The sequence below is a fragment of the Mucilaginibacter conchicola genome, assembly GCF_003432115.1.
GTDB lineage: Bacteria > Bacteroidota > Bacteroidia > Sphingobacteriales > Sphingobacteriaceae > Mucilaginibacter > Mucilaginibacter conchicola.
In genome coordinates this window covers 1,517,889-1,542,818 of record NZ_QWDC01000002.1, presented here as the reverse complement: position 1 = coordinate 1,542,818, position 24,930 = coordinate 1,517,889, and the positions used below count along the sequence as shown (strand labels likewise).

Genomic DNA, 24,930 nt, shown 5'->3' with positions numbered 1-24,930 from the left:
TATCAGGCCGTAATTCCTGTTTCGCGGGCTGCAAAGATGCGAACTTTTTACCATTCGTGTCAAGTATTATTTCAACTTTCTTTCACTTCGCTAAACTCTCAGAGTACAACCCGCCATCGCTTTGGCGGGGATACAAATGTACATCGAAATTAGCCTCGCTCCCAAAGAAATTTTCAAATAATTAAAACAATTTCATAACTCACTAAAATACAACAGAAAAGCGCCTGTCTTAACCCTCGTTTTACTGCCTGTTTACATTAAAAACACATCGGTCAGCAAATCAAAATCTTCTTAAAAACGCGTAAAAACGGCATTTTTCCTTTTACTCGTTATAATAATCCACACAAAAACCCCTCAAATTTTTGCGTACTTTTGATCATATATATGGCAAATCACACTTTTCCGGATAAGTTTTTAGACAATTTGGCCGTTGAACCAGGCTTCGATAAGGAGAATTTCATCGAGGCGCATGCCTCAGAAAGCTCATTAACGTCCATTCGCCTTAATCCTTTTAAGCCATCGAACATAAAAACAGACGGGCAAGTGCCATGGTGCGCTGAAGGTTTTTATCTGAACGAGCGCCCATCTTTCACATTCGACCCACTATTTCATGCCGGGGCGTACTATGTACAGGAAGCCTCATCTATGTTCATCAGTCATATATTATATAGTATAAGGACGGACGAAACCGAGCCGGTACGCGTTTTAGACCTTTGCGCCGCGCCGGGCGGTAAAAGCACATTGCTTAATTCGGCTTTACAAAGCAGCGATCTGCTGGTGGCAAACGAGATCATTAAAACGCGCGTACCTATATTAACGGATAACCTTAACCGCTGGGGAACATCAAACACCATTGTAACCAATAACGACCCGCGCGACTTTACCCCGCTTAAAGAGTTTTTTGATATTATATTAGTTGATGCGCCATGCTCGGGCTCGGGCATGTTCCGTAAAGACCCTGATGCTATGGGCGAGTGGAGCGAGGCCAACGTGAACCTTTGCCACCAACGCCAGGAGCGCATACTGGCCGACATCTATCCTTCCCTTACCGAAGACGGCTACCTTATATATAGTACCTGCTCGTACTCGCACCAGGAGAACGAGGATATATTGGATTGGCTTTGCCGCACTTTTGATATGGAGAGCATCCGCATACCTGTTAATAAGGAATGGGGCGTGGTTGAAAGTCAGTCGGCAGAGGCTAAGGCATGGGGCTACCGTTTTTATCCAGGCAAAGTAAAAGGCGAAGGTTTGTTTGCGGCCTGCCTGCGCAAACGCGAAAACAGCGGGCAAAGCAATTATAAAAGCAACGCGCAGCAAAAGCTGCCTGCTAAAGAGCTCGACCTGGTGAAGGCATATATTAACAGTGCCGACGATTTTTATTTATTTAAAGTGAATGACGACTGGCTGGCCATTAACCGCGAACACAAGGAAAGCCTGAACGCGCTGCACCGACACCTATATATAAAGAAATCGGGCGTACGGATTGGCAAACTGGCCGGCAATGATCTGATACCCGACCATGAACTTGCCCTGAGTAACATTATTAATAAGGATGCTATACTATCAACCGAATTGAATAAGGAGCAGGCCATACAATACCTGCGCCGCGATAATATAGATATACAGATAACCGGCAAAGGCTGGAGCTTGATGACTTACGAAGGCCATGCCTTAGGTTGGGCAAAGTTGCTGCCGAATAGGATAAACAATTATTACCCTAAAGAGATAAGGATATTTTCGCAGAAGCAGGAGTAGTTACAAGTTGGCGGGAAGATTAAAGGCTTTGCGGCAGGATGCGATGCCTTGATAGATCTTGTATTCCGGCCTTACTCCATCGAGATTCATTCTGTTCTTTAAAGGTTTGCCATCTTTTCTTTTTAAGGAGTATACAGTTTTTACTAATTTAAAGGGTGAGGTATAGTACTTAATTTGCTTTTCGTAGATAATGCCACCTTTTACGTCGTTGTTAAAGCCGTTTATCATCCGTTCAAACGCGAAAATATTGCCATTGTCATCAAAATAATAGGAAAAGGCAATAAACCAATCGCCGCTTGGTACAAAAGGCATTTGCACCACTTTAACTATTTTGCCCGAAGCGCCTCTTACCACATTATAGTCGTAGTCCCTTAACTCAGGCCAGTCTTCGTTATCACCCAGTTTTTTAAGAGTGGTCTTCCCAGGAAGTTTGGTGTACACTAATACCCGTTGAGGATTCTTTTCTGAGTAACTATCAATTGCAGCCTTTGAACTCTTAAGAGTTTTGTACACCGAATCGACTTCATTATTATTCTGTTGCGCAAAACCTGATAGGCAACAAATCATTAAGCAAACGAAAAATAAAAGCCGCTTCATTATTACTTATTCTTCTTGTAAAAATCCTCTAAAGCATCTTTATACTCTTCGCGAGAGAAAATATCACAGATACGCAGAAAAGATTTGTAGTTGGTGGTATACGGGAAAGCAAACTTAGCTGCCTCTATTTTTGAATCATCCGTATTAAACTGATTAAGCAGGGTAAGCAACTGATCCATATTGATGCCTTTATCTTTAACGCCCGCTTTAAGCACTTTGATCTTGTCCTCATCCGTGCTCTGTTGCTGCATCTCGCGCAGGATGGCTTTGGCCTCTGCCGGCTCCATAGCTTTTTCAGGATGTTTTATTTTTTGAATGATCGCAGCGGGCGCTGATTTTATAATAGCATCTGCTTGCGCGATGGTGGTTGAGAGGATGATAAGGGTGAGGAGCTTTTTCATTTGAAATTGAAGATAGGAAGAAAATTGGAATGCCAAAAATGCTTAAGCATCGGCAAACAGTTGTAAAAATTCGGAAATGTCGGTTGTACCTTTCGCTTTTGTATATTCGATAGATTCAAACTCATGCCAAGTTGGATCATCTATAGATAGATTACAATAAAGTATTGGCAGTTTCCATTTCTCGGCATAAAACCAAGTCTCATCAATAAGATTACTTACAATTTGCGGTTGTATATATTGTAGGGGCAAGTTTAAGTGATTCTTAAAAACGATGTTTCCAAAAATCTTATAATTCCCACCATCACGATAAAGATAATTGAACCTAATATTGGGCATAAGGCTAAGTTAGCGCAACGGGAACTTTTATCAATCGGATATAAGTGAATTATGACACTTATAGTCCGTTGACTTAAAGTCAACAATAAAGCAACTTGCTCACATGAGCATTAAACTAAAGGTTGGTCAGCGCATAAAAGAATTACGCAAAGAGATAGGGCTTTCTCAAGAAGCACTTGCTAATAAAGCGGAGATCGATCGTACGTATGTCACAGATGTTGAAAATGGACGGCGCAATATATCAATAGAAAATCTCGAGAAGCTTGTGAATGCTTTAGATATACAATTTACGGATTTCTTTGATTCTCCTAATTTTGATAAGCAATGAGCGCATTTTATTGTAGATCAATCGCTCATTTTTTGGCAGATGATACAAAAAGTATTTTAGGAACGCTCACACATCAGGCCGGCCTATCAGGTTTTCATCAACAATTGCATACGCAAACCTTATCTTGGGATAAGGAAATCACAATCTTAAAGAACTCATTTAAAAAATTTGTGGAAGACGGCTTCGCGGTAGCGAATTATCATCTACTACTTGAATATCCTATTGCTCGCAGGGAAAAACGAATTGATGCGGTTTTGCTTGCAGAAGGGATAATTTTTGTAATTGAATTTAAAGTTGGGAGTCAAGAGTATAATGGTGTCGATAAGGAACAGGTATTAGACTATTGCTTGGATTTGCGAGATTTTCATTTTCAATCGCGAGATAGGATTATAATTCCGGTATTAGTAGCTACTCACGCCTCATCCGTAGATTTAATTTTACCTAAGACTACTTCAGATGTGAGAGATATTATTTATGCTAATAACTATAACCTTGCTGATTACATTATCAAGACTCTGACAAAAGAAGGTCAACGTGGGAATATAGATGCTGACAAATGGAATAAAAGCGATTACGCTCCTACTATTATAGAAGCGGCTCAAACTTTATACTCTGGTAAATCTGTTGTCGAAATATCAAGGTCACATGCAGGGACAAAAAATCTGACAAAAACTTCAAATGCTGTTATCAACGCCATAAAAGATGCTAAAGCGAACAATGAGAAAATTGTTTGCTTCATAACCGGGGTACCGGGTGCTGGTAAAACTTTAGCAGGACTGAATATTGCTCACTATGATGAGTTTCAAGATAGCGAAAAGTCGTTGGCTACGTTTTTGTCTGGGAATGGGCCTTTGATTAAGGTTTTAAGAGAAGCATTGTCTCGTGACGCATTTCGTAAAATTAAAGCAACGGATAAAAATGCGAGGAAAAAGGAGACGGATAGAATAATTTCTTTCATTGAAAACGTTCATCGTTTCTTAGACTACTATTTTAATGACAAAACAAAAGTACCTAATAACAAAATTGTAATTTTCGATGAAGCTCAACGAGCTTGGAACCAAGAACATTCTATGCGGAAGTTTCAGCGTCCTCATTCTGAAGCAGACATGATTTTCGAGATAATGAGCAGACACGAGGATTGGGCAGTTATCGTTGCCTTAGTCGGCGGCGGGCAGGAGATTAACACTGGTGAAGCTGGACTTCCTGAATGGGGAAAGGTTTTGAGCGAAAAATTTAACGAGTGGAAAATCTATGTCTCACCACAATTAATGATCGGCAATCATAGCACTGGAGATTTAACGCTTTTCGAAACAATTCCGACGAATGTCGAAATAATAAAAAATAACGATCTACACCTTGATGTTTCAATAAGATCGTACAAAGCAGAGAAGTTATCCGAATGGGTAAATCTCATACTGACAAACAAACCTGATAAAGCGAAGCAAATCTTTGAAAGCGAACTGTCTAAATTCGAAATAGTATTAACAAGAGATCTGAACAAAGCTAAACAATGGCTTAAGTTGAATTGCAAAGGAACTCGAAGAGCGGGATTAGTGGCCAGTTCTGGCGCCCGTAGACTTAGACCTTATGGGCTCGAGGTAAAATTAGATTTCGAAGAATCCGAGTGGTTTTTGAATTCCAAAGACGATGTTAGGTCCTCTAATTATTTAGAAATTCCGGCAACAGAATTTGGCGTACAGGGACTTGAACTTGATTGGGCTGGAGTTTGTTGGGACGGAGATTTAAGAAGAGAAAATAATTCTTGGGCCTTTAATTCTTTTAAAGGCACCAAATGGCAGAAAGTCAGTAAAATCGATAAAAAAAACTTTATCATTAATAAATATAGAGTACTACTTACCCGCGCGAGAGAAGGCATGGTGATTTTCGTTCCCCCAGGCGACCAAGCGGATAACACAAGAAAACCGCGAGAATACAACGAAATCGCATCCTATCTAATCGCCTGCGGAGTGAAAGAAATTTAATTTACTTCTTCCTCTTCCCCTTAAAAAAATCTTTGATCAGTTGCGAGCACTCGTTCTCGTGTATGCCGGAGGTGATGAGCGTTTTGGGGTGGGTTACACTTTGGTTTAGGCGACCGAAACCCATGCGGGTATCGTAAGCGCCGAATACTATCCTGCCTACCTGGAACCAGTAGCTGGCGCCGGCACACATTACGCAGGGTTCGAGGGTTACGTAAAGCGTACACTCGGGCAGGTATTTGCCGCCCATGTAATTGGCAGCGGCGGTTAGTGCCTGCATTTCGGCATGGGCCGATACATCGTTAAGTCGCTCGGTGAGGTTATGGCCACGGCCGATGATCTTGCCTTTGCATACCACTACTGCACCAATGGGTATCTCATCCTCGGCTAATGCCTGGCGGGCTTCTTTGAGGGCCTCGTTCATGAAAAATTCGTCGGGAGATATCGCCGGCTGTTCTTCGTCGCCGAAATTAAAGTATCGCATTACGCTTCTTTATCTGTTGTTTGTTTTAAATGTCGCTCGGTGTAAGTGAGCAATATCACTATTGTGCAAAGGGCACCTGTTATCATTATGCCAACTTTTATCAGCATACCTGCATCAATACTTATAGGTAAAATGGCGAGTAGCGGTGTGATGATAATACCTGCAACTAATAATATCAAACCCATTTTAAACATTAGTTGGGTGGAGTAACGGTTTGCCTCGTCCCAGTTTTGCTGATTTTTCATGGATAACGGGGTGCGATAGCCGTATAAACTGTTGATATTTTTTGGCGGAAAACGCTTTTGCAGCAATGCAGCCAGTATAAAAATGGCGCCCATCAGCTGCGGACCGATCAGCCAGTTGGCTATTTCTATATCAGATGAGCTTGCTGCCATTGGGTACAGGTTTATCAACGGTGGCCAAAACGATGTCGCCATTTTCATCGGCGAGGCCGGTTACCAAAAACTCCGACATAAAGTTGGCTATCTGTTTCTTCGGAAAATTCACCACACCAAGTATCTGCCTGCCCGGCAGTTCTTCTTTTGTATAGTGTTTGGTAATCTGCGCACTGCTTTGCTTTATGCCCAGTTCGCCGAAATCAACCTTCAGTTTGTAGGCAGGCTTACGTGCTTCGGGAAAATCAGCAGCTTCCAGTATAGTACCCACGCGAAGCTCCACTTTCTCAAAATCGTTCCAGGTGATGGTTTCCATAGCAGCAAAGGTAACAGCTTACCCGATATTTCAAATCAGCTAATTGCTATCGCAGATCAGCAGCGGCGAAGGTATTGCCTTGTTTCGGGTCGCCGGTTTCGTAACCTTTCTTAAACCAGTACATACGTTGCGCGCTGGTGCCATGGGTAAAACTATCGGGATGCACTTCGCCCTGGTACTCTTTCTGCAGGCGGTCGTCGCCTATTTGGTAAGCTGCGTTAAGCGCTTCCTCTATATCTCCGGGATCAAGTACATCCTTTAGGTTCTTTTCGTAATAAGCCCATACGCCAGCATAAAAATCGGCCTGTAACTCCAGTTTTACAGATAGCTTATTGTATTCTTCTTTACTAAGGCGCTGCCTTGCTTCGTCCATTTTTTGCGATACGCCCAACAGGTACTGCACATGATGACCCACCTCGTGCGCTATTACGTAGGCCTGCGCAAAATCGCCTGCGGCACCAAATTTTTGGGATAGCTCATTAAAAAACGACAGATCGAGATACACTTTTTGATCGCCGGGGCAGTAGAACGGGCCAACTTCGGCACCGGCTGTACCGCAGGCGGTGTTTACGGCTTCCTCATAAAAATGCAGCACCGGTTCTTCGTAATTGCGTCCGTTTTCTTTGAACAGTTTATTCCATACATCTTCGGTATCGGCAAAAACCACTTTGGCAAATTTTTTCTCTTTGGTATCGGCTACCACTTCCTGGTTATTACCCTGATTGCCGCCACCCTGCTGCTGCACCTGGTTAATAACTGCCGACGGATCGATCCCGGTAAAGTAATATATCGCAGCGGCAATAATGCCTACTATACCGCCGCCAAGGGCTATACCCCTGCCACCGCTTGCGCTGCCATCTTCGGTGTTACTGCTTTCGCGCCTGCCAAACCACTGCATAATTTATTGTTTTGAATTAGCTGTTAAACGCCGAAGCCCAAACGTTTGTTTGGGCTTCGGGATACAGTATATTTCTGTTTATTAATTTTCCAATTTAGGGATACGCGTTGGCGTATCTTTACCTGATACTATACTGCGCGAGCTTAGTGCAATAGCGCGGATAGTAGCTGTGATGTTTTTCACATCCAAAGTAGCCAACTCATCTTTAACCGTATGGTAGAATTTGTCTGTAGGAATCTGGTCTGTTGAGATGGTATGTGCCGGTACACCTACTGCTGCCAGCGATGCGTTATCGCTGCGATAGAACAGATTCTGCTCAGGGTATGGATCGGGGTAGAACTTAAATGCAGTACCCTCAAGGTTACGCTGCAATATCGGGCCAAAATCTGAACGCTCGAAACCGGTGATGAAGGCCGAGTTCTCGCCGAATTTGGCTGGCTTACCTATCATCTCAATATTAAATAAAGCTATCACCTCATCCGGGTTCATTTTACTGGCGAAGTGCCTTGAACCGAAACCACCTATCTCTTCGGCGGTAAACGCCACGAATACTAAAGTGCGCTCGTTGTTGTTCAATTTCTTGTAGTACTTAGCTAATTCGATAACCGCTGTGGTGCCCGATGCATCATCATCAGCGCCGTTGGCAATGCTGTCGCCTTCCATTGGTTTGATGATACCCAAGTGGTCATAATGCCCGCCGAATACCACGTACTCTTTAGCTTTACTTTTACCGGGGATAACACCCACTATATTGCTTAATGGTAGCTTCTCTTCTTTAACCTCGCAGCTTACCTCAACCGCTTTTGGCTCAGGCACACCCAAAACAAACACCATTGGGTTGGTTTGACGGCCGCTGCTGATGCTGCCTTTAACGGCACGGTCGCGGATGCGTTTAAAATCATCGGCCATAGCGGCATCGAATATCACCACCAGCTTTTTGCCTGTACGCATTGCAGCGCCCATCTGGCTGCGATAAGTTTTTGGATCGGTAATGGTTATTACTTTTACAGACGTATCACCTTTCCAGTTAAACGCAGCGGATGTATTAACCGCTACTTTTTCATCAGGAACAACGGTACCATCAAACACTACTTTAGGGTTAACCGGTGTTACGCGGGTTTGGTAAAAAGTTTGGCGATAGCCATCGTTACCTTCCATAGGCTTAAGGCCTGCGGCTTTAAATTCGCTTTCGATAAATTTTGCAGCTTTTTCGATGCCCGGTGTAAATGTGCCGCGGCCCTGCATATCATCGGCGCTAAGCGTTTTTATTACGCGCTCAACATCATCCTGTTTTATCAGTTTGTTTACATCCTGGCAAAAGCCGGCTATGGGGGCGACAAACAATATTGCCGCTGCTACGAATAATTTAGTCCTCATTATTATTATTTCACTTTTGATGATAACCATGCAGCACGGAAATCTTTTTGCTGCTGGCTTAATTCTTTACCCGCTTTTTCAAAGGTTACCACCTGGTAAGCCGGGCTTTCTTCTAAAACGACGGTTGCTTCATGGTCGCCCAGGCGGTTACGATAGTTGATCACCACTTTATCGCCCGGCTTTTTATCTTTAACAGCATCAGCTAACGCAGATGTTTCTTTGGCGTCCTTGCCGTCAACTTTCAGGATAATATCGTCGGCATCTAAACCGGCTTTATACAAAGGCGTGTTTGATGCAGTGGCACCTGCAATTTGCAAGCCGCCGTTCATTGGGCGCGCCTGGATACGACCCATCCAGCCTTTATCCGGTGCTGCTTTCTGCAATATTAAACCTGCTTTAGCTAATAAAGCTGCGTAATCATTCTTTTTGAAGCCATAGATGTAATCATCGAAGAAAGATTTAGCAAATGCTGCATTGGTTACTTTTGCCAGCGTATTCTGCAGATCAGGAATGGTATATGGTTTACCCGGCTTACCGTAAGCTAACCAAACCTGGCGCATGTAATCATCAAGGGTAATTTTAAACTCGCTGCGCAAACGCAGATCAAGCGCCAATGCCGTTGCACCACCATATACATAATAACTGGTGAACATATTGGTATAATTGGTAGCATCAATTGCTACGCCTGCATCAACAAATACCGCGTAACGGCTCATTTGCGTTGGCGGATATTTTCCCGGCGCAGGATTAGCCAGTACCGAATTGATCAACCCCGCAATAGTGCCGGTGTAGTCATCAACAGAGTTAAAGCCAGCACGTACCAGCAGCATTTCGCCGTAGTATTGGGTAAAACCTTCGGCAAACCAAAGCTCGTTGCTCATGTTGGCATGCTCAAAATTGAAAGGCTCTAATGATTTTGGGCGGATGCGCTCCACATTCCAGCTATGGAAAAACTCGTGCAAGTAGGTGCCTAACAGATCGTTCTCGTTACCACCTACTTTTGGTGAGCGGTCAACAATACTGGTTGAGTTACGGTGCTCCATGCCATCGCCAAAGTTATTTGGGTGCACATCATCAAGGAAAGTATAGCTGCCGTAATCATAATCGGGCTGTTCGCCAAAAACAGCTCTTTCTTCCAGCACAACTTTCTGCACCATTTTGGCAAAGTTATCTATGGTAGCCTGGTCATCATCTGAGTGGATGGCAACCGCCATTTTCTGAACCTTGCCGTTGGTATTTTTCAGATCCCAACTGCTTACTTTTACGTTAGCCAGCTCGGTTGGGCTATCCATCATGTATTGCAGATCTGGCGCGCTGTAAACATTCCCACTTTCGTGCTTTAGTTGGGTGGCTACTTTCCAGCCGTATTTACCCAGGTCGTTAAATTCAAATTTCACGGGACGCTTATCCATACCCAAAGCCCACATAAAAGCGGCAGGCATGTTCAAATGGGCGTGGCTGGCATCAATCCCTACATAGGTACCATCGGTATGATTACCAAACAGTGTGTAGCTGATCTTTACTTCCGCAGGATGTTCTATTATCTCGTAAACATCACCCTCAACCTGGGTTATTTTTAAAGCTTTACCGTTAGCATCTGTTGCCTTAACGTTGTAAATATTCTTACCAAACTCGTGCGTGGCATAGCGGCCCGGCGATGAGCGGCTCATGCGTACCTTCAGTTTACCTGCAGGTACATCAGGAATGGTCATGGTAATTTCTGCCTCGTGGTGGGCAGCGTTAGGGAATGACAGGCTGTAATAAACAGGCTTAAGTTTGCCAGGCTGGGCAACAGCAGTAAAGCCGCACAGGGCAACTGCGGCCAGGGTAATTATTTTCTTCATGTTGAGGTCAGTCAATAAAGCGCTGAAGTTAATATATAAAAGCAATACTTTTTATATCAATATTATTACGAAAGTGTATTTAAAACTGCGTTTACTTTCTGTTTGAGTTGAGGCAAATCCTGAATGATAACCTGCCATATCAAATGAAAATCCACCCCGAAATACTCATGTACCAGAATATGACGCATACCAATAATTTGTTTCCACTCGAGGTCAGAGAAAAGCGCTTTAGTTTCGGCTGATATATAATTGGCGGCTTCGCCTATGATCTCAATCTGTTTTACACAGGCAAAACGCATCATCGAGTTTTGAAGAAATAGCTGCAAATCGGTTTGATTGGTATAAGTCTCAATTTCCGTTATGGCATCAACGATATGCAATAGCCTTTGGCGGTCGCCTATCTTACCTCTCATAAATGAGTTGTTTGTCTTTTTCTATAAAAGGTATAAAGTAAGACGAGACTGCATTGGATGATATCAGATCGATGTTTTTCTTAAGAATGGCTTTCAACTCATCCTGCATCGTAAAAAAGCTTAATCCGATATGTTTAGAATAATCCAGGTCGACTAAAATATCGATATCACTGTTCTCATCAGCCTCGTTGCGCGAGTACGAGCCAAACAGATAAGCCTTTAAAACAGGCTTATCTGCAAAATATTTTTTGACTGTATTTATGTCTCCCTGAGTAAGCTGCATGATCAAATATAATAAATCTTATCCTATCAATCATAACTATGCCTGCTCAGGTCAAACTCCGATTGATTTGTAATGATCTGCTTTCGGCGGCCTATGTCAACATCCAGATTATGATCATAAGTATTATCGGTTACGGTAATATCGCGTTCCTTATCGCGCTCGGCGGCGTGGATGTTGGCCTCAGAAATTTTGGCGATAGCGGTATCATAAGGCCCTTTGGGCGACATCAGTTTCACAAACACCGGCAAGCACTCAAACAGGATAAACAGGTAACCAATGAACGACATGGCCATATACGTATCCAGGTCGCGCGAGCCATCTACATTATAAGAGAGCTGCCCCAGCGCCCAGTTACGGTCGGCAAAGCCGGCAATATTGGCCAGGCTGTCCAGTTGTTTATCATTAAACAAACGGGTGGAGTTTACGCCCTCAAACTCTTTGCGGCGACTCAAATAATCTTCATTTTGCCCGAGATTATCGGTAACCGATTTCAACCTGTCCTGCTTTTCTTTCAGCACTTCTTCCTTGCGTTTGGCATAAGTGCCGTAACCCATAATACCGGATGTTTGGTTGGTTTTATCGCCAAAAACTTCCTGGTTTAACTCGTAACGCGAACGATTGATATCGCGCTCCAATGAGTCTTTCTCCTTTTTGAGGTCTTTCTCTTTACCTAACTCCTGTGCGTATTTCTGGTTATAGGTGCGCTGCAGGCTATCAATTTTAGTGTGCTGCCCTTTCAGGTAGGCGGTCTTCAGTTTCTCGCGGATCTCTTTATCAAAGATCTTCAGCTCTAAGGGGCGTGAGATAACGAGGCCTATCATAATAGCCAAAAGGATACGGGGCGTGGCCTGCAATATCTGTTGATTGGTGCTACCCTCTTTGTTGATACTGGCTACAATGTACCTGTCCATATTAAAAATGGCGGTGCCCCAAAGCAAGCCAAACAGTATAGCAAAACCTACAGCAAAGGTGCTGCCGCTGAACACGAAGTACATAGCGTAACCACCCGAGAGCGCGGCAAATACGGCGGTGAAAAATATGGTGGCACCTATGCCCACATATTTGTTATGTTCTATAGGGTATTTTCTTAGCGTGTCCACGTGTGCACCCGAACAGAACCAAAAAAACCTGGTCACTTTCTTCATTTAAACTATTATCGTAAATGTATACGTTACTAATAAAACGCGCTGAGGTATTGTTTGTTACAAACCCATTATAAATATTTGATACAGAAAACCCTACCTTTGGCCCTATAACTACATTTAAAATGAAAGAGATAACCGTACAGGAACTAAAACAGAAATTAGATAATGGCGAAGATTTTCAACTGATTGATGTACGCGAAGATTTTGAGTACGAAACTTCTAACATCGGCGGCCTGTCTATCCCTCTGGGTGGCATTTTAATTGAAACTGATAAAATATCAGAGGACAAACCTGTTGTAGTGATGTGCCGAAGCGGTAAACGCAGCGCAGCAGCCATTATGCAGTTAGAGCAACAAGGTTATACCAATTTAGCTAATCTGCAGGGCGGTATATTAGCCTGGAAAGCAGAAATAGACCCTGAAATTAACGTGTACTAATTATGGGCAAAAAGTTAGCCTTAAACGTTTTTTATACCATAGTGATATTTGTATGCGCGGTAGCTGCTTACACCTCATGGCAACACGGTCGATGGATATGGTTGGGAAGTTTTATTTTATTAGGTGCGCTATTCATCATTGCCAAAATAAGGCTGATGAAAGAAGTGCAGAACATGCAGAAAGGCAATAAAAAATAAAAAAGGCTTCCCGTTTCGGGGAGCCTTTTTTATTTTAGAACACAAATACCCAGGAACAATCTAACATAAGGGTTCAAGTTTATCAGAATGCCAAACAATGTAAGTTTAACTATTGTAGCATATATCGTTACCTGCCTGTTGGTATTGATAGGTCATGCTGTTTCATCAACAGGCTTAGACGGGCCGGGGCTTGATGCGCTTGTGTTGCTGATAGCTTTGATAACAAGTATCTCACTTATTGTGAGAAGCATCTACAAGAGGATAAAACATACCGGCGACGGCATATTCATTTTCCTGCACGTGGCCGGATTGATCACCTTGTTTTTAGTAGCATTTGCCTTGTAATCACTTCGCCGGAACTTTTAAGCCCAGCGCTTCCATATAACCTTTTTGCGGGATGCAGTTGGCAAACTTGCTGCTCTCTAAAAATGCCCAAAGCACTTTCTTTATCTTGTCCCTGTCTGCAGGTGCAGCTTTGCGGATCTCTTCAAAACTACCTCTTGGCTTTTCGGTATATTCTATGATCTCGTCATAACCTTCGGGGGCTTTAAAGCTCATGAAACCTTTATCGTTATCGGCTTTTTTGTATGGCCAGTAGTGCCACCCAATGTTATTCTTCTCGCACAACAGCCTGAAATCGTGTACCCACTGGTCGGTATTTTCGCCTGTTTCGCCTACGTAGATAGGTACGTTATATTTATTACGATAGTCGATGTATTCCTGTATCACATCCTGCTTAACGTCCGTCCAGTATTTGTGGAAAGTGTAAACGCTTTTGCTGTCGAAAGGTGCACCGAAAACCTTAAAGTTGCTATCCCATTGCGCCCCGCCGATGAAGACGATGTGGTTCTTATCAACCGAGCGTACTGCCGCGGTAATCTCCTTAAAAGTTGGCTCTAAATGCGGATTGATGCTGGCCACATCAAAATAATGGGCGATAGGCTCGTTCAGTAGATCGTAACCCATAATGATGGTCTCATTCTTGTAATGATCGGCAATTTTGCGCCAGATATCGGCAGTTAACTTACGGCTTGCCGCACTGGTGAACAGGAAGGGATAAGCGTTACCGTCATCAATATTATCGCCGGTTTGGCCGCCGGGCGCGCAGTGCATATCCAGTATCACATACAGGTTGGCTTTTTTACACCAGCCTATCACCCTGTCCAAAAGCTCAAACCCACGGTTAGGGTTGTTCTGCCCCATGTAATCTTCATAGGTAAACAATTTATAATTGAACGGGATGCGCAGCGAGTTAACGCCCGATGCTTTTAAGAATTGAATATCGGCCTCGGTAATGTAGGTATCCTGAAAGGTTTTCCAAAACAGTTTCATCTCTTCGGGACCAACCAGTTCGGTCAGTGCTTCGTTAATGAGGCGCTGCGAATTTATCTTTTTAAACTTGAACATATACCCTTCCGGCACCAGCCAGTTACCCAGATTGGTACCACGAATAAGGAAGGGCTTGCCATCCGTACCAATAATATCCTTGCCTTTAACACCAATAAACTTTTGTGCATTTGCGCCGAACATGGCGGCTGCAAGCAACACCGTTGTGATGAGTTTCTTCATTTTTGTATTGAGGATGTGGTTTAATAGCGCCAATTGGCAGGCGCTTTAACGTTTGGCTTAACAACCCAATAATACGTATTTTGCGAAACACATTTACAGGCATGACCAAACATTTCACTAAAACGTTTTCGCTGTTTTGCTTTATGTTGATGGGCATACTGGTTACCGCGCATGCACAAACCCTGCGTGTTGCAATTGCCGCTAACCTTGAGCCGGTTATGAAAGTAATGAAGGCCGACATAAAAAAACAGACCGGTGCCGATATCGAAGTGATCTCCGGCTCATCCGGCAACCTGGCCACGCAGATTCGTAACGGTGCTCCTTTTGATATATTCCTTTCTGCCGATACCGGTTTCCCGCAATTGTTACAGCAGGACGGTTTTGGTATCCAGCCTGCTGAGATATATGCACAGGGTGTACTCATCATTTGCAGTAAACAGAGTTTGAATTTCAGTAACTGGCCTGCGCTGTTGCAGCAAAACAATATCGAGAAGATAGCCATCGGCAACCCTAAAATTGCGCCTTATGGAAGGGCTGCCATGGAAGCGCTTACCAAAACCGGCATCTATAATAAACTAAGCAGCAAATTTGTCACCGGCGAAAGCATCTCTCAGGTAAATACCTACATTTTACAGGGCGCAGTGCCGGTTGGATTTACCACGCTATCGCTGGTGAAAGACCCTGCCAATAAAACTAAACTTTACTATAAGGAAATAGATCCCAAACTCTACGCGCCGATAGAGCAAAGCATGTTGCTGTTGAAAAATGCCAGGGGCAATGCCGCTGCTGCAAAAGTTTATGCATGGTTTAAAAGTGAGCAGGCAAAACGCATCCTTAAACAATTTGGTTATCACGTAAACTGATGGATCTGTCGCCCCTGATATTGAGCCTTAAGCTTGGTGCAGTTACCACCTTGATATTGCTGGTGATAGGGCTGCCGCTGGCATGGGGTCTATCCGGCAGGCGATCGCTCTTCAAACTTATTATTGAGGCTATTGTAACCATGCCTTTGGTGCTGCCCCCATCGGTACTGGGCTTTTATTTATTAGTGGCTTTTAGCCCTGAGCAGGGCTTTGGCAAATGGCTGCATAAAGTATTTGACCTGCAACTGGTGTTCTCGTTCAAAGGATTGGTGCTGGCCTCGGCAATATATAGTTTGCCTTTTATGGTTAGCCCGGTAAAGTCGGCTTTTCAGCAATTGCCTGTTTCATTGGCGCAGGCATCATACACACTGGGTAAAACACGCTGGCAAACCTTTTGGCATGTGTTGCTGCCTAATATAAAGCCTACGCTGATAACAGCAGCGGTGCTCACTTTTGCGCATACGCTCGGCGAGTTTGGTGTGGTGCTGATGATCGGCGGCAATATCCCGGGCGTAACCCGTGTGGCATCTATAGCGGTTTACAACTCTGTTGAGCAGATGGAATACGCTACAGCCAACGTCTACTCGTTCTGCTTACTGGCTATCACGTTTATAATGGTGCTGGGTGTATTCATCTATAACAAATACCAAGTGAAAGGGCCGCTGGATTGATCAGAGTTGATATCAAAAAGCAGATCGGCAGGCTGGAGTTCAGCCTGAATAAAACTTTCGGGGATGGTATTACGCTTATCTCCGGCCCTTCAGGCGCAGGCAAAACCACACTGCTGAAAATGATAGCAGGTCTGATTAAACCAGATGAGGGTATTATCGCTTTTAATAATCTCCCGTGGTTTGATAGCAGGGTTCGAATCAACGTGCAGCCTCAATACCGCAAAATTGGTTTTGTATTTCAGGATTACGCATTGTTCCCCAATATGAGCGTTAGACAACATTTGGAATATGCTACGACGGATATAGCCTGGATAGAACGTTTGTTAAAACTTGGCAGGTTAGAGAATTTCGCAACGCAACGCCCTCATCAACTCTCGGGCGGGCAGCAGCAGCGTTTGGCTATTTTAAGAGCACTTGCTATTAAGCCGCAATTAATATTGATGGATGAGCCTTTTTCTGCGCTCGATCAAAAAACAAAAACCACGTTGATCGCTGAATTGCAGATCATCTTTAAAGAATTAAAAGTGCCGATACTCATCGTAAGCCATAACCCGCAGGATATTGCCGGGATCTATGATGATGAGATGGCGATAGAGTAACCTCTCACATCTTTTCCCGCCAGGGGACTAAGTTCTGCAACACATTTTCTGTCGATGCATCAAACCTGATGAACGTTTTATCCTCGGGATGGGCTTTGTAAAGTTTAACATAGGTTTCGGCAAATACCAGCAGGTCTTGGGTGAGCATGTTTGCAAGAGCCTGTTTGCCTTCGTACTTCTCTATCTTTTTGGCCATTTCATAACCTGTGTAATACCCTGTCTCATCAAAAGCGGTACTAAAAGCGATGTTATAGTAAACATCATAGCGTTTGGCAGCGGTATCGTTATAGCATTTATAAGCCAGTGCTTCAAACATGGCAAAGTTCTCGCGCATGCGGTCTGCATTTTTTTGATACTCGTCCAACTGAGTTTTAGAGAATGGTGCGGGGTTTTTCATGCCTACGAAATCGCCTACCAGGTTTGCCGTACCTTCCGTCCATAAGTTATACAGTAAAGCGAAGGTGGCTTTAACATTGTAAGGCAATCCTTTACTATCGGCTTTGCGCGAGGCAAAGCCTGCTGCCTGTATGCTGTGATAAAGCTCGTGGGCTACCAGCAGTTTAAGGCCTTCGTAGTCGTCACCTATTTTCTGCAGAGCTACGTTGAAAGTGGTCTCTTCTCCCTGGGTAAAACCTAATGAGCCGCCGCCTACCAGGAAACATGCCCGTACATTGGCAGTTATCTTATCTGAAGTATAGGCCTCAATTTTTTCCTTTACCTCATTCATAAAAGCATCCGGCGAAGCCGATAACTTTTTTATAAGCGCGGTTATTGCCGGCAGGTTGGCTTTTACGGCTTTCCAGTTATAAGGGTCATCGCCTTTTATGGCGCCTGTTTCAATGATCTCGCGCAGGGTACTTTTAAATATCTCCGCACCTGCACCACTGTAACCTTTAACTTTTGCTATCAATTGTCGGCTGCCGTACACATCGGCAACTTTGTCTATCTGTGCAGCTGTAACGGTTTTCCTGCTTAACAAAGTCGTTATCAGTTTGGCACTTTCAAAATCGAGTGAGATAGTAAGTTTACCTGCAGGCTTTGCCGCAAATGCCGTTACAGACAACAGTAAGCTTGTAATGAGTAAGGTTAGTTTGGCTCTCATAGGCTATTGTACTTGTGCTACCACAATTTTATCCAGGTTGTGCAGATAACGCCTGCCGGTTTTAAAATCTGCAACCGAAGTCATCTGCAAACTCTCAGGCATTTTGGCGGCTTTTATGCCGTTCTTCTCCAGTATGATATACACATGGTCGCCAACTGCGGTATTGTACAATTCGTTCCATGAATATACAACTTTGTAACCATCGATGCCGGTACAAACAAAGTAGAAACGGCTCAGCAATTTCGGGCTGGTGGTTTTGAATTTTGTATGCGATAGTACATCTTTCAGCAGCACGCCTTTCAGCTTATCGTCCTGGTGTTTAAAGTTGCCGAGATGGTCGGTCACTTTTACATCGCCAATATCGGTAAGTTTATATTGGGTAAGCGAATCAAGGGTGATAACCGACTCCTTTTCCACCTCGCCGGTGATGGCAAATTGTAAGGTTTGTTTGCTCTTCTCTTGTGCAAACAAGGCAACCGGTGCAAGAAGCAGTATAAATAATAGTTTTTTCACAGATACCGTTTTTCAACGGCAATATATGAATTAACAGGCTTAAAATTACCGCGCATCGCGAAGCCATGTCATGGCAGCATCGCGATTTTCAAAGGTTTGTATATCTACCTCAAAACCATCAAGGTTGGCAATGGTAACATCCGTCGATATACGGCTAAACGTGCTCGGCGAGTACACCCATGCCAGGTGCGTTGCGCCGCCATCGCGCAATGAGGGGAAGAACTCTGATGATACCCATTCTACAGCATCATTCCAGGTCCCCGCTACGCCGGTATTATCATTCAGTATCAGTTTAGCCCCGGTATTAGCTGCTTCGGCCAGTATGCGCAGGCAGCCTGTTTTTACGGTATGCAGTGTGTGGAAACCATGCCAGTTGGCTATCAGCACATCATCGTCCGGCAGATAATTCAGATCAAGACCCGGGCCCTGGTATGCAGAAAAATCGGTGGTGCCCGCCTGTTTGTATACTCCTATATTTGACATGGGCAGGCGCATGCTAAAGGTTGAACCTTTACCCGGCTTACTCTCTACCCAAACGTTGCCATTATGCCTGTGGGCAATATCTGATACCGTTGCGAGGCCTGTACCCAGCTGTGCAGCTGTTTTTTTATTGGTAAAACCCATAAAGATGCGGTTGAGCGTTGCCTTATCAATCCCCACACCAAAATCATGCACCGATAGTATGGCATTGTGCTTTACCACATCAAGGCATACCTCAATATCCCCACCATCGGGCGAGAATTTTGCCGCATTATCTATTAGCCGGTGCAGCGCAGCGCCAATACTATGCTTATTACCATAACAAAGTACTTCTTCGTTATTTTTTAATATAAGACGATGATCTTTATGAAAAGCTGATGCCTCAACAACCACGTTTTCTACCAGGTGGTTTAGCGAGAAATTCTGGATCTGGTCATAAACTGCATAACCCATCTCATCGTTCACCTTGTTGTTGATGCGGCGCACCACGTGGTCAAGCTCGCGGCTGCATTCGTGGATGTGGCCTGCTATATCTTTATACTCGTTGCCCTCTACCAGATCCTGATTGATCAATCCGGTAAGCCCCAACAAACTGGCAACCGGCTTGCGGATGTAGTGCGAGTTAAGGTACGAGATCTCCTTTAACTGATCTATCTTCTTTAGCAGTTCTTCCTCATATATTTTGGTTTCAGTAATATCCCTGAAATGGATAACCAATTCTTCATCAACAAAATATATAATAACGCCAAACCACTTTTGTACCGGCCAAAAGTAAGACTCAAACTCAGCGTTGTTGCGGTTTTCAATGGCTTCCTGGTAACGGATGTAAAAGTTTGTATCTACCGCTTCGGGGAAAACATCCCATATATTTTTGCCAAGCAGGTATTTACGGTCGTACCCTATCATTTGCTCGGCAGCATGGTTCCAGTAAGTAATGGTCGAGTGATCGTCTACCCGCAAAAAGCCTATACTGGTGGTTTCCAGCATGCGGTTCAGTTTGGTTTGGGTAAGCTCCAGTTCGCCGGCTATGGCTTTCTTCTCTTCAACATTTTGGGTAACCACCAGCCTGGCCTCGTGCCCCTCAAAATCAATAGGGTACGACATTACCTCTACATGGAAAACATGACCCGCTTTATCCTTATGCCTGAACTCGCGCAGATGGGTTTTGGTAGCGCGTATCTCGGGCAACAAGAGCTCAACCTGTTCAACATCTTCAGGCGGGCGCAGGTCGCGGATGGTTTTGCTCAGAAATTCCTTTTTTGTGTAGCCATAGGCTTCTACGGCAGCATTGTTCACTTCGAGTATTGCCAGTGTGCAAATATCAAATACCCACATGGGGTTGTGCGATTCGTAGAATAATATATCAAAACTGGCCATTATATTGTGATCGGATATATAAATGTAAACTACCTTAAGCGGTCTTCGGTTCTGAAAAAAAATAATAAATAAAATGAACAGAGTCGAACGGCCAAAATCAGGGCGCGACAGAATAATGCAAAAACTAAACCAAAACGTTCAAATGTTAATTGGCTTTCAGCAGGTTACCCGCCTATCTCTAATCACGCACCTGTTTTGTATGGATACTTTTCCAGCAAGATACCCGGCTCCATGCATAAAATTTTAAGCATTGAGCAATATTTGGCGCCGCGCGGCACGCTTAAAGGTATACGGTTAAATTAAAGAAAGCGTTCACGTTAACACCGTGAACATTCGTGAACACGTGTGAACACTTTTGCCCGCTGCCGCGGTTTTTATTTCATAGTTTTGGGCATCCTTCTATCCACATGAAAAGATTTAAACAAATAGTAAACGATGTAAAAGAGCGCGTAGCCAACCACAATACTGCCGGCATAACGCCGCTTTTGTGGCAGTTTATCTGCTACCCGCCCAAAATACCGCTTCGCCTGCACCAGGAACAATTACTGGCACAGGCCACCAGATTCAGCGTTAAAGTTGATGACCCCTACTTTACCAATAGCGAATTAACTATCAACGGCTTTAAATGGGGCGAGGGCAAAACGCGAATCCTCATCAGCCATGGATGGGGTTCAAAAGCTGCCGACTTTACCGAACTGATCAACGCCCTGCTTGAAATTCCGGATCTGGAGATCATAGCGCATGATGCCCCCGCCAACGGCAGCTCAGACGGCGACCTCTCAAACCTTTTACTTTTTGTGAATGCCATTAAAGCGGTGATTGTCGAAGCCGCCGCACCAGATATTGCCATCGGTCACTCTTTTGGCGCTATGGCTAACGTGGTTGCTTTGCATGACCTGGGCATCAATCCAAAACTGTTGATCAGTATTGCGCCATTCATATTGCTGCAGGAAAACTTTATTAAGAACATGACAGCCCTGGATGTGCCGGTTGAAGCACAACAAGCATTTCTGGATGATTTTAAAGCGCGCTACGGTATCTATCCGTCGAGCTATAACATGCCCGATCTTTACCGGTTTGATGCCTCACTTAATCACTGGCTGGCTTATGACGATAACGATATGATGCTGCCGGATGCTTACTTGCAGTCGTTTTTGAAAGAGCACCCGTCTATCCGCACCAAAAACTTTAGCGGTGCAGGGCACGAGCGCATTATTAAATTGCCTGAGGTGATTGCCGATGTTGTTGGGGAAGTGAAGAGTATCGTTAAGTAAGATTTGGAAATTTCAGCTCTTATCTGTGGCACAGTTGACTCACCCGGTCTGCGCTACGTTGGACCACCCTCTCTGCTGCAAGCAGCAAAGAGGGGTAAGAACAGGGAAATCTAACGACTGTACCCCCCCTCTTTCCGCGCAGCGAAGAGAGGGTCGATGAGCTTAGCAATGTCGGGGTGAGTTAAATATTGAAGCGCAAATCAACCCAAAATTTTAAATTTGAACCATGTTTGATAAACCTACTTATGACGACCAGGTATTTGAAAAGCTAAGTCTTGCCGGCAGCAGCGCCAGCCGCGTAGAATTTCAAAGCTGCACATTCAAAAACTGTGATCTCTCCGAAGCTAACTTTATGCGCTGCAAGTTTCTGGATTGTAGTTTTGAGGAATGCAACCTATCCATGGTTAACATTGAAGGTGCAACCTTAAACGATGTAAGCTTTAAAAGCTGCAAGCTGATGGGCCTTAACTTCAGCAAATGTGATGATTTCCTGTTCAGCGTAGGGTTTGAGAATTGCATGCTGGATTATGCATCATTTGCAGGAAAAAAGATGGTGAAAACATCCTTCAAAAGATCATCTTTAAAAGAAACAAGCTTTACCCAAACCATCCTTACCGGCTCGGCTTTTAGCGATTGCGACCTGGAGAATGCCGTGTTCAACCGTACCGATCTGTCATCTGTAAACTTTAGCACGGCCTACAATTTTATTATCGACCCTGAGATGAATACCTTAAAGAAAGCTGTATTTGCCATGACGGGTTTAGAGAACTTGCTCACCCGCCACGGTATAAAAGTAGTATAGTTTATTTATCAACCATCAGCCCTTGTACCTCAAAAGTGATGCGCTCTTTAGGGTTCACTTTCGCCTGATGCTGCTTTTTGCCTACCGCGGTATCGCCTGCCAGATGTTGTTCATCATCTGCTATTAACTGGCGCTGGGCAACGCCTTCAATAATTACGGTGCGGCTGGCAATGGCTGCGGGGAGTTTTATATTATAGTCTGCAAAGTGAGCTTCAATAATACGGCCGTTGCCGGCGTCTATATCAAACCATCCGCCCTGCTCCTTTTTAACTTTTAGTATTTTACCAACAATGGCCGTAGTCTGGCGGATCTTGCCACCCATCAGTGTTTCCAGTTTGGCGGCAGGTATGGGCGGCACGTCTTTAGGTTTTTTACCGAAAACCATTCCGTGGGGCAGCGGGGTTTTCTTTTGGGCAAATGCTTGTATGCTGCAAAGCATCAGGAATAACAGGGCCAGCTTTTTCATAATAATTAAACAGCACCGCAAGGCATTGGTTTAAACTCTTTTATTTTAAACGGTGCTTGCAGCCCTGCCGCAGGTTTTTGATATTTGTATATACATGAAAAAGGTACAGCAGAAAAAGGTGAAGATGGAGCAGGAGCGCAGGGTGTTATTGGCTCGCTACCAGTACGAGTTGATCGAAGCGGGGTGCGACGAGGCTGGCCGCGGTTGCCTTGCCGGGCCTGTGTTTGCCGCTGCCGTCATCCTTCCGCACGATTTTGACCATCAACTGCTTAACGATTCCAAACAACTTACCGAAGAGGTACGCTACCAGCTTCGTGCTGAAATTGAGGCGAAGGCCATTGCCCATGCCGTGGCCTGGTGCGATAACCACGAGATAGACCAGATCAATATCCTCAATGCTTCCTTCCTGGCTATGCACCGCGCTATTGAGAAACTGCACCTGCAACCGCAATTTTTAATTATTGATGGTAACCGTTTTAATAAGTATGGAGATATGCCTCATAAATGTATTGTTGAGGGTGATGCCAAGTACTTCAGCATTGCGGCGGCATCTATTCTCGCCAAAACCTACCGCGATGATTACATGAAGCAGATAGCTGCCGAACACCCCGAATACAACTGGCACTCCAACAAAGGCTACCCAACTATTGCTCATCGTAAAATGGTAATGGAGATAGGCCCTACGCCATACCATCGTAAAAGTTTTAAAGTTACCAGCCCGCAGTTGGTTATTTTTGAAGAGTAGGTTGGTATTTGGTGCTAAGGTTTAATAACTTTACAGCAAACCATCTGACCTCCTGTTTTGAGAATACTCATTTTAACACACCGCGCACCATTTCCGCAGAATGGCGGATACCCAATTGTGGTAGGCAATACCATAAAGGGACTGGTTGGGCTTGGTCATGAGGTTACGCTGCTCTCGCTCAATGTTAAAAAACACTCCACCCAATACGAGCGCGATGCCCTGCTTGATAAAATAAGCTATACCGAATACGATATTGATACACGGGTAACCATGGTTGAGGCCGTGAGCAACCTGTTCACCAATAACTCTTATAATATTGAGAAGTATTATAACGCCGGTTTCGAGAAATTGCTATTCAGGAATTTGGTGGATAACGAGTATGATATTATCCAGTTAGAAGGCATTTTTGTTGCACCTTACCTAAACATCATCCGCAAAAACTCAAAAGCTAAGATCATCTTCAGGGCGCATAACATCGAGCATCAGGTTTGGGAAAAACTCGCGCAGCAAAAAAGCGATCCATTTAAAAAGTGGTACCTGAAGTTATTGGCCAAGCGTATCAAAAATTACGAGCTGAGTTTGCTTAACTCTTTTGATGGCATTGTGGCCTTTACGGGGCAGGATAAACAATCGCTCGTGTCCTTCGGTGCGCGTACGCCCATTACGGTGCTGCCTATTGGGGTTGATCTGTCGCTTTACAAACCAAACTTTAACAAGACTGATTTCTCCAGTTTGTTCTTTTTGGGATCGTTAGACTGGCTGCCCAATCGCGAGGGCGTGGAGTGGTTTATGGACAATTTCCACAAGGAAATTACCGACGGCGACCTGAAAGGCAAATTATATGTAGCCGGCCATAACATCCCCGAAGAGTATGACGAGTATGAGGTATTAGGAAAGGTGTTTATACATGGCGAGGTGGATGACGCGCTGGAGTTTGTGAATAGTAAAGGCATTATGATAGTACCGCTGCTCTCGGGTGGGGGCATGCGCGTGAAAATTGTTGAGGGGATGGCTATGCAGAAATGCATTATCTCTACCTCGTTAGGCGCCGAGGGTATCAACATTGCCGATGGCCAAAATATCATCATTGCCAACAATGTAGATGAGTTTCACGAGGCCCTTATTAAATGCCTTTCTGACGAGTACCATTGCCGCCATATAGGCGAAAACGCACGTAAACTGGTAGAGGAGCAGCACGATGTAAATATCATCACCCCAAAATTGGTTGATTTTTACGAAACTGTTTTGAAATAGCCCCGCCCCTGCTGCTATTTTTCCTAT

The 24,930-nt window shown here is 44.3% G+C and carries 30 protein-coding genes; 13 read left to right on the top strand and 17 right to left on the bottom strand.

All coding sequences use genetic code 11. From position 1 onward, the window contains the following. Positions 1 to 384: 384 nt before the first annotated feature. Positions 385 to 1,758: a methyltransferase RsmF C-terminal domain-like protein gene (locus D0C36_RS16605; protein ID WP_117392715.1), complete on the top strand. Its 1,374-nt coding sequence runs from the start codon at positions 385 to 387 to the stop codon at positions 1,756 to 1,758. Here the strand turns inward: D0C36_RS16605 and D0C36_RS16600 are convergent, their stop codons facing one another. The 3 genes from D0C36_RS16600 to D0C36_RS16590 are packed head-to-tail and all read right to left on the bottom strand — an operon-like array spanning position 1,759 to position 3,092. Further along, on the bottom strand, positions 1,759 to 2,355 hold the full coding sequence (locus D0C36_RS16600) for a hypothetical protein (protein ID WP_117392714.1): 597 nt from the start codon (positions 2,353 to 2,355) through the stop codon (positions 1,759 to 1,761). It abuts the gene before it with no gap. A gap of 2 nt (positions 2,356 to 2,357) precedes the next feature. Continuing rightward, complete coding sequence (locus D0C36_RS16595; RefSeq protein ID WP_117392713.1) at positions 2,358 to 2,756, bottom strand: DUF4476 domain-containing protein; 399 nt, start codon at positions 2,754 to 2,756, stop codon at positions 2,358 to 2,360. Between the two features lie 42 nt (positions 2,757 to 2,798). Further along, positions 2,799 to 3,092: a hypothetical protein gene (locus D0C36_RS16590; protein ID WP_117392712.1), complete on the bottom strand. Its 294-nt coding sequence runs from the start codon at positions 3,090 to 3,092 to the stop codon at positions 2,799 to 2,801. A gap of 103 nt (positions 3,093 to 3,195) precedes the next feature. Between D0C36_RS16590 and D0C36_RS16585 the strand changes: the two genes are divergently transcribed. Then, positions 3,196 to 3,420, top strand: a complete 225-nt coding sequence (locus D0C36_RS16585; protein ID WP_117392711.1) for a helix-turn-helix domain-containing protein — start codon at positions 3,196 to 3,198, stop codon at positions 3,418 to 3,420. Next, positions 3,417 to 5,402, top strand: coding sequence for a DUF2075 domain-containing protein (locus D0C36_RS16580; RefSeq protein WP_117392710.1), 1,986 nt, complete (start codon positions 3,417 to 3,419; stop codon positions 5,400 to 5,402). Before D0C36_RS16585 ends, D0C36_RS16580 begins: the two co-directional genes overlap by 4 nt. 1 nt (position 5,403) lies before the next feature. Here D0C36_RS16580 and D0C36_RS16575 read toward each other — a convergent pair whose 3' ends face one another. The 9 genes from D0C36_RS16575 to D0C36_RS16535 all read right to left on the bottom strand — a co-directional run bounded on the left by D0C36_RS16575 (position 5,404) and on the right by D0C36_RS16535 (position 12,554). Beyond that, positions 5,404 to 5,883, bottom strand: a complete 480-nt coding sequence (locus D0C36_RS16575) for a nucleoside deaminase (RefSeq protein WP_117392709.1) — start codon at positions 5,881 to 5,883, stop codon at positions 5,404 to 5,406. After that, positions 5,883 to 6,278, bottom strand: coding sequence for an SdpI family protein (locus D0C36_RS16570; RefSeq protein WP_158557134.1), 396 nt, complete (start codon positions 6,276 to 6,278; stop codon positions 5,883 to 5,885). Before D0C36_RS16570 ends, D0C36_RS16575 begins: the two co-directional genes overlap by 1 nt. After that, positions 6,259 to 6,594, bottom strand: coding sequence for a tRNA-binding protein (locus D0C36_RS16565; RefSeq protein WP_117392707.1), 336 nt, complete (start codon positions 6,592 to 6,594; stop codon positions 6,259 to 6,261). Before D0C36_RS16565 ends, D0C36_RS16570 begins: the two co-directional genes overlap by 20 nt. A 46-nt stretch (positions 6,595 to 6,640) precedes the next feature. After that, a complete protein-coding gene (gene ypfJ, locus D0C36_RS16560; protein WP_117392706.1) occupies positions 6,641 to 7,492 on the bottom strand; it encodes a KPN_02809 family neutral zinc metallopeptidase in 852 nt (283 codons plus the stop codon). An 81-nt stretch (positions 7,493 to 7,573) separates the two neighbouring features. Further along, positions 7,574 to 8,869: a M20/M25/M40 family metallo-hydrolase gene (locus D0C36_RS16555; RefSeq protein ID WP_117392794.1), complete on the bottom strand. Its 1,296-nt coding sequence runs from the start codon at positions 8,867 to 8,869 to the stop codon at positions 7,574 to 7,576. Positions 8,870 to 8,874: 5 nt separating this feature from the next. Further along, a complete protein-coding gene (locus D0C36_RS16550; protein ID WP_117392705.1) occupies positions 8,875 to 10,713 on the bottom strand; it encodes a M61 family metallopeptidase in 1,839 nt (612 codons plus the stop codon). Positions 10,714 to 10,778: 65 nt separating this feature from the next. Next, complete coding sequence (locus tag D0C36_RS16545) at positions 10,779 to 11,126, bottom strand: HepT-like ribonuclease domain-containing protein (RefSeq protein WP_117392704.1); 348 nt, start codon at positions 11,124 to 11,126, stop codon at positions 10,779 to 10,781. Next, entirely contained in the window at positions 11,116 to 11,409 is a 294-nt protein-coding gene (locus D0C36_RS16540) for a nucleotidyltransferase family protein (RefSeq protein ID WP_117392703.1), read from the bottom strand. Before D0C36_RS16540 ends, D0C36_RS16545 begins: the two co-directional genes overlap by 11 nt. 26 nt (positions 11,410 to 11,435) lie before the next feature. Then, complete coding sequence (locus D0C36_RS16535; protein WP_117392702.1) at positions 11,436 to 12,554, bottom strand: DUF4407 domain-containing protein; 1,119 nt, start codon at positions 12,552 to 12,554, stop codon at positions 11,436 to 11,438. A 122-nt stretch (positions 12,555 to 12,676) separates the two neighbouring features. On the opposite strand from D0C36_RS16535, the gene D0C36_RS16530 reads away from it, so the two are divergent. The 3 genes from D0C36_RS16530 (at position 12,677) to D0C36_RS16520 (ending at position 13,533) form a co-directional block, all read left to right on the top strand. Continuing rightward, entirely contained in the window at positions 12,677 to 12,991 is a 315-nt protein-coding gene (locus D0C36_RS16530) for a rhodanese-like domain-containing protein (RefSeq protein WP_117392701.1), read from the top strand. 2 nt (positions 12,992 to 12,993) lie between these two features. Next, entirely contained in the window at positions 12,994 to 13,188 is a 195-nt protein-coding gene (locus D0C36_RS16525) for a DUF6358 family protein (protein WP_117392700.1), read from the top strand. Positions 13,189 to 13,275: 87 nt separating this feature from the next. Next, entirely contained in the window at positions 13,276 to 13,533 is a 258-nt protein-coding gene (locus D0C36_RS16520; protein WP_117392699.1) for a hypothetical protein, read from the top strand. Here D0C36_RS16520 and D0C36_RS16515 read toward each other — a convergent pair whose 3' ends face one another. Further along, positions 13,534 to 14,757: a glycoside hydrolase family 5 protein gene (locus D0C36_RS16515; RefSeq protein ID WP_117392698.1), complete on the bottom strand. Its 1,224-nt coding sequence runs from the start codon at positions 14,755 to 14,757 to the stop codon at positions 13,534 to 13,536. A gap of 101 nt (positions 14,758 to 14,858) precedes the next feature. On the opposite strand from D0C36_RS16515, the gene modA reads away from it, so the two are divergent. From modA to D0C36_RS16500, 3 genes are read left to right on the top strand one after another with little or no spacing between them, the layout of a single operon-like run. Further along, positions 14,859 to 15,620, top strand: coding sequence for a molybdate ABC transporter substrate-binding protein (gene modA, locus D0C36_RS16510; RefSeq protein WP_117392697.1), 762 nt, complete (start codon positions 14,859 to 14,861; stop codon positions 15,618 to 15,620). Continuing rightward, positions 15,620 to 16,291, top strand: coding sequence for a molybdate ABC transporter permease subunit (gene modB, locus D0C36_RS16505; RefSeq protein ID WP_117392696.1), 672 nt, complete (start codon positions 15,620 to 15,622; stop codon positions 16,289 to 16,291). The genes modA and modB overlap by 1 nt, the downstream gene beginning before the upstream one ends. Next, a complete protein-coding gene (locus D0C36_RS16500) occupies positions 16,288 to 16,890 on the top strand; it encodes an ATP-binding cassette domain-containing protein (protein WP_117392695.1) in 603 nt (200 codons plus the stop codon). The genes modB and D0C36_RS16500 overlap by 4 nt, the downstream gene beginning before the upstream one ends. Positions 16,891 to 16,894: 4 nt before the next feature. Here D0C36_RS16500 and D0C36_RS16495 read toward each other — a convergent pair whose 3' ends face one another. Genes D0C36_RS16495 through D0C36_RS16485 form a run of 3 tightly spaced genes read right to left on the bottom strand, consistent with a single transcriptional unit; the run spans position 16,895 to position 20,362 of the window. Beyond that, a complete protein-coding gene (locus D0C36_RS16495; protein ID WP_117392694.1) occupies positions 16,895 to 17,992 on the bottom strand; it encodes a DUF5700 domain-containing putative Zn-dependent protease in 1,098 nt (365 codons plus the stop codon). Positions 17,993 to 17,995: 3 nt separating this feature from the next. After that, positions 17,996 to 18,505 (bottom strand): molybdopterin-binding protein, encoded by a 510-nt coding sequence (locus D0C36_RS16490; protein WP_117392693.1) that lies wholly within the window; start codon positions 18,503 to 18,505, stop codon positions 17,996 to 17,998. Between the two features lie 45 nt (positions 18,506 to 18,550). Next, positions 18,551 to 20,362, bottom strand: a complete 1,812-nt coding sequence (locus tag D0C36_RS16485) for a PAS domain-containing sensor histidine kinase (RefSeq protein ID WP_117392692.1) — start codon at positions 20,360 to 20,362, stop codon at positions 18,551 to 18,553. Positions 20,363 to 20,769: 407 nt separating this feature from the next. On the opposite strand from D0C36_RS16485, the gene D0C36_RS16480 reads away from it, so the two are divergent. Next, positions 20,770 to 21,636 (top strand): alpha/beta fold hydrolase, encoded by an 867-nt coding sequence (locus D0C36_RS16480; RefSeq protein ID WP_117392691.1) that lies wholly within the window; start codon positions 20,770 to 20,772, stop codon positions 21,634 to 21,636. 226 nt (positions 21,637 to 21,862) lie between these two features. Continuing rightward, the gene (locus D0C36_RS16475; RefSeq protein ID WP_117392690.1) at positions 21,863 to 22,438 is read left to right on the top strand and encodes a pentapeptide repeat-containing protein; all 576 of its coding nucleotides are present in this window, start codon (positions 21,863 to 21,865) and stop codon (positions 22,436 to 22,438) included. A gap of 1 nt (position 22,439) precedes the next feature. Here D0C36_RS16475 and D0C36_RS16470 read toward each other — a convergent pair whose 3' ends face one another. Then, positions 22,440 to 22,904: a DUF4920 domain-containing protein gene (locus D0C36_RS16470; protein ID WP_117392689.1), complete on the bottom strand. Its 465-nt coding sequence runs from the start codon at positions 22,902 to 22,904 to the stop codon at positions 22,440 to 22,442. Positions 22,905 to 23,046: 142 nt separating this feature from the next. Here D0C36_RS16470 and D0C36_RS16465 point away from each other — a divergent pair, with 142 nt between their 5' ends. Together D0C36_RS16465 and D0C36_RS16460 are read left to right on the top strand one after the other, a co-directional pair. Further along, a complete protein-coding gene (locus tag D0C36_RS16465; RefSeq protein WP_117392793.1) occupies positions 23,047 to 23,649 on the top strand; it encodes a ribonuclease HII in 603 nt (200 codons plus the stop codon). Positions 23,650 to 23,706: 57 nt separating this feature from the next. Continuing rightward, the gene (locus D0C36_RS16460) at positions 23,707 to 24,903 is read left to right on the top strand and encodes a glycosyltransferase family 4 protein (RefSeq protein WP_117392688.1); all 1,197 of its coding nucleotides are present in this window, start codon (positions 23,707 to 23,709) and stop codon (positions 24,901 to 24,903) included. Positions 24,904 to 24,930 lie beyond the last annotated feature (27 nt).

Bases quoted from the DNA above. Each gene is read 5' to 3' on its own strand.
- D0C36_RS16550 (WP_117392705.1), bottom strand. From the start codon at position 10,713: ATGAAGAAAATAATTACCCTGGCCGCAGTTGCCCTGTGCGGCTTTACT.
- D0C36_RS16600 (WP_117392714.1), bottom strand. From the start codon at position 2,355: ATGAAGCGGCTTTTATTTTTCGTTTGCTTAATGATTTGTTGCCTATCA.
- ypfJ (WP_117392706.1), bottom strand. From the start codon at position 7,492: ATGCAGTGGTTTGGCAGGCGCGAAAGCAGTAACACCGAAGATGGCAGC.
- D0C36_RS16565 (WP_117392707.1), bottom strand. From the start codon at position 6,594: ATGGAAACCATCACCTGGAACGATTTTGAGAAAGTGGAGCTTCGCGTG.
- D0C36_RS16570 (WP_158557134.1), bottom strand. From the start codon at position 6,278: ATGGCAGCAAGCTCATCTGATATAGAAATAGCCAACTGGCTGATCGGT.
- D0C36_RS16580 (WP_117392710.1), top strand. From the start codon at position 3,417: ATGAGCGCATTTTATTGTAGATCAATCGCTCATTTTTTGGCAGATGAT.
- D0C36_RS16480 (WP_117392691.1), top strand. From the start codon at position 20,770: ATGAAAAGATTTAAACAAATAGTAAACGATGTAAAAGAGCGCGTAGCC.
- D0C36_RS16535 (WP_117392702.1), bottom strand. From the start codon at position 12,554: ATGAAGAAAGTGACCAGGTTTTTTTGGTTCTGTTCGGGTGCACACGTG.
- D0C36_RS16555 (WP_117392794.1), bottom strand. From the start codon at position 8,869: ATGAGGACTAAATTATTCGTAGCAGCGGCAATATTGTTTGTCGCCCCC.
- D0C36_RS16545 (WP_117392704.1), bottom strand. From the start codon at position 11,126: ATGAGAGGTAAGATAGGCGACCGCCAAAGGCTATTGCATATCGTTGAT.
- D0C36_RS16530 (WP_117392701.1), top strand. From the start codon at position 12,677: ATGAAAGAGATAACCGTACAGGAACTAAAACAGAAATTAGATAATGGC.
- D0C36_RS16515 (WP_117392698.1), bottom strand. From the start codon at position 14,757: ATGAAGAAACTCATCACAACGGTGTTGCTTGCAGCCGCCATGTTCGGC.
- D0C36_RS16525 (WP_117392700.1), top strand. From the start codon at position 12,994: ATGGGCAAAAAGTTAGCCTTAAACGTTTTTTATACCATAGTGATATTT.
- D0C36_RS16485 (WP_117392692.1), bottom strand. From the start codon at position 20,362: ATGGCCAGTTTTGATATATTATTCTACGAATCGCACAACCCCATGTGG.
- D0C36_RS16475 (WP_117392690.1), top strand. From the start codon at position 21,863: ATGTTTGATAAACCTACTTATGACGACCAGGTATTTGAAAAGCTAAGT.
- modA (WP_117392697.1), top strand. From the start codon at position 14,859: ATGACCAAACATTTCACTAAAACGTTTTCGCTGTTTTGCTTTATGTTG.
- D0C36_RS16605 (WP_117392715.1), top strand. From the start codon at position 385: ATGGCAAATCACACTTTTCCGGATAAGTTTTTAGACAATTTGGCCGTT.
- D0C36_RS16495 (WP_117392694.1), bottom strand. From the start codon at position 17,992: ATGAGAGCCAAACTAACCTTACTCATTACAAGCTTACTGTTGTCTGTA.
- D0C36_RS16590 (WP_117392712.1), bottom strand. From the start codon at position 3,092: ATGCCCAATATTAGGTTCAATTATCTTTATCGTGATGGTGGGAATTAT.
- D0C36_RS16595 (WP_117392713.1), bottom strand. From the start codon at position 2,756: ATGAAAAAGCTCCTCACCCTTATCATCCTCTCAACCACCATCGCGCAA.
- D0C36_RS16470 (WP_117392689.1), bottom strand. From the start codon at position 22,904: ATGAAAAAGCTGGCCCTGTTATTCCTGATGCTTTGCAGCATACAAGCA.
- modB (WP_117392696.1), top strand. From the start codon at position 15,620: ATGGATCTGTCGCCCCTGATATTGAGCCTTAAGCTTGGTGCAGTTACC.
- D0C36_RS16540 (WP_117392703.1), bottom strand. From the start codon at position 11,409: ATGCAGCTTACTCAGGGAGACATAAATACAGTCAAAAAATATTTTGCA.
- D0C36_RS16520 (WP_117392699.1), top strand. From the start codon at position 13,276: ATGCCAAACAATGTAAGTTTAACTATTGTAGCATATATCGTTACCTGC.
- D0C36_RS16575 (WP_117392709.1), bottom strand. From the start codon at position 5,883: ATGCGATACTTTAATTTCGGCGACGAAGAACAGCCGGCGATATCTCCC.
- D0C36_RS16585 (WP_117392711.1), top strand. From the start codon at position 3,196: ATGAGCATTAAACTAAAGGTTGGTCAGCGCATAAAAGAATTACGCAAA.